4 protein-coding genes and 1 pseudogene are annotated in these 7,049 nt (G+C 74.6%); 4 read left to right on the forward strand and 1 reads right to left on the reverse strand.

Going from position 1 to position 7,049, the window contains the following annotated elements; genetic code table 11:
* Position 1: 1 nt before the first annotated feature.
* The gene (locus IE321_RS43335; RefSeq protein WP_190225368.1) at positions 2-3,442 is read left to right on the forward strand and encodes a phosphocholine-specific phospholipase C; all 3,441 of its coding nucleotides are present in this window, start codon (positions 2-4) and stop codon (positions 3,440-3,442) included.
* Between the two features lie 267 nt (positions 3,443-3,709).
* A pseudogene (locus IE321_RS31435) lies at positions 3,710-4,162 on the forward strand (nucleotidyltransferase domain-containing protein); the annotation flags it as partial.
* Here the strand turns inward: IE321_RS31435 and IE321_RS31440 are convergent.
* Positions 4,113-4,448, reverse strand: coding sequence for a hypothetical protein (locus tag IE321_RS31440; protein ID WP_190225370.1), 336 nt, complete (start codon positions 4,446-4,448; stop codon positions 4,113-4,115). The pseudogene IE321_RS31435 and the gene IE321_RS31440 overlap by 50 nt on opposite strands.
* A gap of 457 nt (positions 4,449-4,905) precedes the next feature.
* On the opposite strand from IE321_RS31440, the gene IE321_RS31445 reads away from it, so the two are divergent.
* Both IE321_RS31445 and lanL read left to right on the forward strand, forming a co-directional pair.
* On the forward strand, positions 4,906-5,097 hold the full coding sequence (locus IE321_RS31445) for an SflA family class IV lanthipeptide (RefSeq protein WP_190225371.1): 192 nt from the start codon (positions 4,906-4,908) through the stop codon (positions 5,095-5,097).
* 2 nt (positions 5,098-5,099) lie between these two features.
* The coding region (lanL, locus tag IE321_RS31450) for a class IV lanthionine synthetase LanL (RefSeq protein WP_190225372.1) at positions 5,100-7,049 on the forward strand (1,950 nt) is incomplete at its 3' end.

Below are 7,049 nucleotides of genomic sequence, written 5' to 3' on the forward strand. Positions count from 1 at the left end.
CATGCCTGACTTCTCACGCCGCAAGGTCCTCGGCACGCTCGCCGCAGGTTCCGCGCTCTCCGTCCTGCCGCCCTCCCTCCTGACGGCCATGGCCGCCCCCTTGCCCCGCGGGGGTCTGCGGGCCGTCGAGCACGTCGTCGTCCTGATGCAGGAGAACCGTTCCTTCGACCACTATTTCGGCACCCTCAGGGGCGTCCGCGGCTTCGGCGACAGCAGAGCGCTGCGACTGCCCGACGGTACGAGCGTGTTCGAGCAGCCCCGCTCCGGCGGTTCCGCCGTCCTGCCGTTCTCCGCGCGGCGGGCGGCCGTCGACGCCGGACGGCCCGAGGGCGACATCCAGTACCTCGGCTCGCTGCCGCACGGCTTCACCGACGGCGTACAGGCCCGCGCGAACGGATGGTGGAACGACTGGATCGCGGCCAAGGGCCAGAGCACCATGGCCCACTACGACCGGCGCGACATCCCCCTCCAGTACGAACTCGCCGACCGCTTCACCGTCTGCGACGCCTACCACTGCTCCTTCATCGGCTCGACGAACCCCAACCGCAACTACCTGTGGACCGGCACCACCGGATTCGAGCCCGGCGGCGGGGGCCGGGCCGTCACCAACGCCGCGTACTCCTACGGCCACGCCGGCTACGACTGGACCACCTACCCCGAGCGCCTGGAGGCCGCCGGCGTCTCCTGGCAGATCTACCAGGAATGGGACAACTTCACCGACAACGCGGTGGAGTACTTCAAGCCGTGGAAGCGGATCGGCCGGAAGATCCTCACCGCCGCCGGCTTCGCCCACGCCACCACCGAGGAGTTCTACGACAAGCTGTGGGCGAAGAGCGACACGGAGCGGCAGGCCGATCTGGCCCGCTTCCGCACCGCGGTCGACGCCCTCCCCGAGGACGAGCGCCGGCTGTTCCTGCGCGGCGCGTACCGCTCCGAACCGGGCACCCTGATCACCCGGATCAAGGCCGACATCAAGGCCGGGACCCTCCCCAAGGTCAGCTGGGTGGTGCCCACGGCCGCACTGTCCGAGCACCCCGGCTCCTCCACGCCCGTCGGCAGCGCCGGTCTCGTCTACGACCTGTTGGACGCCATCGCCGCCGACCCCAAGACCTGGTCGAAGACCGCGCTGTTCATCAACTTCGACGAGAACGACGGCTACTTCGACCACGTCCCCGCTCCCACCGCGCCCAGGCCGGACAGCGGCGACGGCGACGACTGGGTGGGCGGCCGCCCCGTCGGTCCCGGACCGCGCGTCCCGATGACCGTCGTGTCCCCCTGGACGGTCGGCGGGTTCGTGAACTCCGAACTCTTCGACCACACCTCGGTGATCCGGTTCCTGGAGAAGTGGACCGGGGTCCAGGAACCGAACATCAGCGCCTGGCGGCGGAGGGTCTTCGGTGACCTGACCTCCGCGTTCGACTTCGATCGCGCCTACCGGCAGCCCGAGGTGGAGCAGCCCGGCGCGGTCCCGGCGCCGATCGGCCGCTGGAATCCGGTGCCGCCCGCGACACAGGCGCGACCCGTCCAGGAGCCCGGCGTCCGTCCCACCCGGCCGTCCCCGTACCGGCTCTCGCTGCGCGCCACCGTCACCGGCACCGAGGTGCGGCTGGGACTCGGCAACGAGGGGCGTCGGGCCGCCGCGATCACCGCGTACCCGGGGGACGGGACCGCTCCGCGGGCCTGGACCGTCGCCGGCGGGGACAGCACCACCGGCAGCCTGCCGTACGGCCCCGAGGGCTACGACCTCCAGGTGCACGGCCCCGGCTGGGCGCTGTGGGAGCTGCGGGGCGCGGGCACCGGCGCCGAGGCGCACGTCGTGGAGCGCGCCCACGCGCGCAGCGTGGACGTGGAGTGCAGCAACCCGTCGGGGCGGACCCGCACGCTCCTGGTGGGGGAGTCCACCCACCCGCAGCGGGGCGAGGGCCGGGTGCGGACGGTCCGGCTGGCACCCGGCCGGACGCGTACCGTGTCCGTACCGCTCGCCCGCCACGGCTGGTACGACATCGTGGTGCTCGACGAGGACGACCCGCGCTTCCTGCGGCGGATGTCCGGCCGGCCCGCCGACAGCGGACCGGGCGCCACCGACCCGGCGATCGGGACCGGGCCGGTGCTGAGCGCGGCCCTCACCCTGCCGGAGCCGCTGCCTCCGCTGACCGCCCCGCTGGTGCAGGGCAGCCCCGCCGAGGTGGTGGTGCGGATGCGCAACGAGGAGCCGGGCCGGCTGCGGGACCTCGCGGTGTCGCTGCTCGCACCGTCCGGCTGGACGGTCGCCTCCGCCGGGCCGGTCCCGCGGAGCCTGCCCGGCGGAGGCTCGGCGGACCTGCGCTTCACGGTCACCCCGGCGGCCGACGCCACCACCGCCACCCTCACCGTCGCGGCCCGCGCCGAAGGAGACGGCCTGCTGCGCGTCGCGGACGCACGGATCCGGGCCGAGGTCGCCCGAGCGGTGACCCTGACCCTGACCGCGCCGGCGAGTTCCCCCGGCACCGACGGCTGCGCGCTGTACCCGCAGCAGCCGCTCGCCGTGACCGCCACCGTCACCAACGCGGGCACCGCCCCGCTCACCGACCTGGCGGCCGCACTCGCCCTGCCGGACGGATGGCGTGCCGAGCCGGTCGCCGGCGCCCCGGACGCCGTTCCGGCCCGTACGTCGGTGAAGGTGGTCTGGGAGGTCACGGCGCCCGCGTCGGCGGCCCGCACCTCTGCGACGCTGAAGGCGACCGTCGGCGCACGCACCGCGGGCGGCGCGGCGGTGGAGCAGACGGAGGCGCTGACCGCCCGCGTGGGGCCGGTGATGACCGGGTACCTCCTCGCCGAGAACTTCGAGTCCCTCGCCGACCGGCTGGCCCCGGCCACCGACCTGAGCCGTCCGGGACTGCGGGGCTGGACGCGGACCGCGCCCGAGGGATGGACGGTCACCAACGCCGCCGGGATGCCGCGGGGCACGGAGGAACTCGACGGCTGGTCGTTCCTGTCCCGGCAGTTCTGGTTCCCGGCCGGCCAGGAACGAGCCGCGTTCGGCCGGTCCCTGGGCGTCGTCGCCGTCGCCGACCCGGACGACTGGGACGACACGGGCAGCCCGTCCAGCCGCGGCACCTTCGATTCGACGCTGACGACGCCCGCGGTCGAGATTCCGGCGGGGACCCCGACGCTGTACCTGGGCTTCGACTCCCACTACCGCCAGGAGAGCCCGCAGGAGGCGGAGGTGACCGTGGTCTTCGACACCGGCGCCACCTCTAGGGTGCTGCACTACTCCAGCGCGCCCTCGGGGAACACGAACGGCGGCCGCGACCAGCAGAACCGTTTCGTGACCTGTTCCTTCCCGGTGCCGGCCGACGCCCGCTCGGTGAAGGTGGGCTTCCGGGTCCACCACGCCGGCAACAACTGGTTCTGGGCCGTCGACAACATCAGGCTGGGAGCCGCCCCGCTCACCGACATCTGACCGTCCCCGGCCCGACCCCCGCCCCCACCCCCACTCGTCGGAGTCGGTGGGGGAGGGGGCCCAGGCCCCCCGGCCCTCCGCCACGCGTACGGACCGGGCTCGGTCCGCTCCCAGGCGCCCTCGCGCACTGCCGGTGTCCCCGCACGAAGCGGTCCGGTGCCCGAGGGCCCGGCCTCGTTCCGCCACGAACTCCGTTAGCGGCGCGGGGCCGTTCCGGAACGGGAACCCCAGGTTCCACCGCGCAGTACGGACAGACCGGCCCTCCGCTGGGTCGCCGGCGGGTGGGGCGTGGATGCCCTGGTCGGGCGGCAGACGCGGGAGCACCGGGACGTCGACCTGGCCTTCGACGCGTCCTGCCAGACTGCGGCCATGGGGGCCCTGGTCTCCCTCGGGTACCGGACGGAGACGGACCAGCTGCCCGCTCGCGTCGAGCTCGCCGCCCCGGGCCGCCGGTGGGCGGACCTCCACCCGGTCGTCTTCGACGCCGGCGGCCTGGGGCGCCAGTCCGATCTGGGGGACGGGTTCTTCCTTTATCCGCCGGACGGCTTCACCCTCGGCAGACTGCAGGGGCGCACGATCCCGTGCCTGTCGGTCGACCAACAGCTCGCCTTCCGCGGCGGTTACGACCTCCGGGACGTCGACCACCACGACATCGCGCTGCTCCGGCGGGTCAAGGGCAGGTCCGCGGCTGGAGGGGAAGGGCCCGGAGGCGCGCCGTGATGGTCCGGCAGGTGTGCTCGATCTCCAGGTCGAGAGCGACGGAGCCGGTCCGGCGTTGTCCGTGGCGGTGGGGTCGGGCGAGTGCCGCCTGGACCCGGGGGAGGGCGGGGAGGGCCGCCGGGCCCATGCGATCGAGGCAGGTGATGACGGCTCGGGTGCTGTCGTCGTCGCTCTCCCGGGCGGCCGGCAGGACCGGCAGCACGGTGTCGGCCTGGTCGGCGCCGCCGATGTCCCACAGGGTCGATGCGACGCGGATGCACAGCCGTACGGCGTGAGGCCCTCGCATTCGTTCGGGAAGCCGGCCGCCTCGCCGGCCGCTTGGTCGGGCCGGACGCCTCCGGTCGGGCGGCGGGTCCACCGGCCGGCGGGTCTCGAAGCCCGCCGGTGCGGTCGGAGGTGAGGGACTGCCGTACGGCGAACGGCGGGTGGCCGGGCCGGAACCGGCGCGAACGACCCTCTTGACGGGGCCCGACCCGCGCGCCGAGGAGAGCGACGCCGCCCCCGGTGCCGGCCGCCGGGGCACCGTGCCACCTGGGCCCGACGGGTTTCGAAGGGCTCGCACCAGGGGCGCCGGACCGGTGTCGCGGGCCCGTCCGCTGTGCCGGGAGCATGGCCGAACCGACGCCTTGTCACCGGATGCGCCTCTCCCTACTTTTGTCCAGCGAGTACACCGCCCGGCGGGTCCACCGGCCAGCGCCGGGCTTTCCTGTTTCTCAGCGCACGACCGACTCTGGAGGCGTCACATGCCTGTAGCCGTGCCGGAACTGCTGGAAGCCGACGAGATCCTCGACGTCCGCGACGCGGGGGCCCTGGAGATCGACGACGCGGCGATCGCGTTCGAGGACGACGACCGCGGCGACCGCGAGTACACGGCGTGTCTCTCCGACCCCTGGGTGACCGCCACCACCCGCTTCGCCTGCGACCTCAACTCCTAGCGGTGGCCGTCTCCATCGCCGGCCGTCACGGCGGGTCCGACGACACGTGGGCGTACCTCGACGACCCGCGGATGCCGGCGATGGAACACGGCTGGAAACTGCACGTCTCGACGCGCCCCGGCGAACTCGACGCCGTGCTCCGGATCGTCCTGCCGGTGCTGTCCCGGCACGTCTGCCACGCGAAGTTCGCCCGCGACCCGGGGACACTGCGCCGCCTCAACTCCGGTGCGGTGGGCGCCGGGGCCGTCGGCAAGGCGATCACCGTCTACCCGCTCGCCGGGACCGTGGTCGCCGTCGCCCGGGAACTCGCCGCCGCCCTGCGCGACCGGGAGGGACCTCGGGTCGTCAGCGACCGACGGGTCGACCCGAGGGCCCCGGTCTACTACCGCTACGGCCCCTTCACCGGCGACTACCGGACGGGCCGGACCGGACGGCTCGAATCCGTCATGACCGGCCCGGACGGCCGGATCTTCGACGGCCTGGCCACCGGCCGCTACCGCTGCCCGCCCTGGGCCGAGGACCCCTTCGCGACCGGCTCCGCGCACACCGGGGGACCGGCCGTGCCCACCCTCGGGGGCGGCCGCTACGCCGTCACCGCGGGCATCGCCCGCACACCCCGGGGCAACGTCTACCGCGCCTCCGACCGCACCCTGGACCTGCGTGTGGTGGTCAAGCAGGCGCGGGCCTTCGTCGGCGAGGAGGAGTCCGGCGCCGACGCCCGCCACCACCTGCGCAACGAACACGCCGTCCTCACCGCCCTCGACGGCGTGCCGGGCGTGCCCCGCGCCCTGGACTACTTCGCCCACGGAGCCGACGAATACCTGGTGACGAGCAGCTGCGGCGACCGCGACCTGCGCCGCGAGGTCCTGAGCGACGGCCCCTACCGGGACGACGGCACCCGTCCGGGGCGTTCCCTGTCCGTGCTCGCCACCCGGCTCCTGGAGATCCTGGACGCGATCCACGCCCGGGGCGTGGTCGTCCGCGACCTCAAGCCCGACAACGTCGTGCTCGACGGCCCCGACCGCCGGGACCACCGCGTCCACCTCGTCGACTTCGGGACGAGCGAACGCGACGGTACGGGGCCGGGCGGCGCGACCCCCGGCTACAACGAACCGGTCCTGCCCGCGAACGGCCCGGCCGCCCCCGCCGACGACCACTACGCCCTCGGTGCCACCCTCTTCTTCGCCGCCACCGGCCTCGACCCCGTGATCGTCGACGCCGACCGCGTGACCAACCGGGACCGGACCCTGGCCTGCCTGGCACAGGTCCTGCCCGCGGACGCGCACGCGGGCCTCCGGGCGACGATCGCCGGCCTGCTGAGCTTCGACCCGGCCGTACGGACCGCCGCCGCCGACCGCCTGCGCACCGGCACCCCCGTACCCGCAGCGGTGCGCGGGGCGGCGCGCCGCCCCGTACCCCTCAGGATCGACGACGACCTGCTGGACGAGGTCATCGCGCACACGGTCGCGTTCTGCGCCGCCGAGGCCGAGGCGATGACGGACCCGGTACGGGCCGCCAGGCTCCCGATCCCCACCTCGCTCGACGTCTACGGGGGCAGCTCGGGCCTCGGCATGGAACTCCTCCGTCACACCGACCGGCCCCACGTGCGCGAGACCGTCGCCGCACTGGCCCGGTGGACGGCGGCCCAGTCCAGGAACCTGCCGTCCGGCTTCTACACCGGCCGCACCGGCGTCGAGCTCTTCCTCGCGGAGGCGGGGACGAGGACGGCGCCCCACGAGGAGGGGGAGTACGACCCGCTGCCGGGCCGCGCCCCGGACGGCGGTCCGCCCGAGGCGGACCTCATCGCGGGCGCCGCGGGCATCGGCATCGGCCGTCTGCTGCTCGCCCGGCACGCCCTGCGGGCCGGTGACCCGCTCACCGCCGACCGCCACGTCGCCGTCGCCGCCGGTTGCGACCGCATGCTGGCCTCGGGCACCGCCCGGCTCGCCCCG

This window comes from Streptomyces hydrogenans (assembly GCF_014656075.1).
GTDB classification, from domain to species: Bacteria; Actinomycetota; Actinomycetes; order Streptomycetales; family Streptomycetaceae; genus Streptomyces; species Streptomyces hydrogenans.

Bases quoted from the DNA above. Each gene is read 5' to 3' on its own strand.
- IE321_RS43335 (WP_190225368.1), top strand. From the start codon at position 2: ATGCCTGACTTCTCACGCCGCAAGGTCCTCGGCACGCTCGCCGCAGGT.
- IE321_RS31440 (WP_190225370.1), bottom strand. From the start codon at position 4,448: ATGCGAGGGCCTCACGCCGTACGGCTGTGCATCCGCGTCGCATCGACC.
- IE321_RS31445 (WP_190225371.1), top strand. From the start codon at position 4,906: ATGCCTGTAGCCGTGCCGGAACTGCTGGAAGCCGACGAGATCCTCGAC.